Consider the following 431-nt stretch of genomic DNA (forward strand, 5'->3'; position numbering starts at 1 on the left):
TTCGACTGAGCCCGACTAATTGCGAGGTGCCTGACGGCGATAGCTTAGCGCCTCGGCAACATGAATGTGCCCGACCGTCTCGGCACCGGCCAAGTCGGCAATCGTCCGCGCAACCCGCAGGATGCGCGTATAGCCCCTTGCCGACAAACGCATCGCTTCCGACGCTTGCGCCAGCAGCGTGCATCCTGCCGCATCGGGAGTGGCGACGGCGTCGAGCAAAGCGCCGTCCGCATCGGCGTTGGTGCGCGCCGCATGGTCAGCATAGCGCGTTCGCTGCACCGCCCGCGCCGCCGCGACACGCCCCGCGACCTCGGCCGAGCCTTCGCTTGGCGGCGGCAACACCAGATCGGCGGCGCTCACGGCCTGCACCTCGATATGCAGATCGATGCGGTCGAGCAGCGGCCCCGAGACCTTCGCCTGATAGTCGGCTG

1 protein-coding gene is annotated in these 431 nt (G+C 68.0%); it reads right to left on the bottom strand.

Annotated features, from left to right (window positions below):
• Positions 1-15: 15 nt before the first annotated feature.
• On the bottom strand, positions 16-431 hold a 416-nt coding region (locus tag AACY45_RS28825; RefSeq protein WP_339548884.1), incomplete at its 5' end, for an ATP-binding protein.

Origin of the sequence: Pseudomonas sp. RA_35y_Pfl2_P32, assembly GCF_963970735.1 — a bacterium.
Classification (GTDB): domain Bacteria; phylum Pseudomonadota; class Gammaproteobacteria; order Pseudomonadales; family Pseudomonadaceae; genus Aquipseudomonas.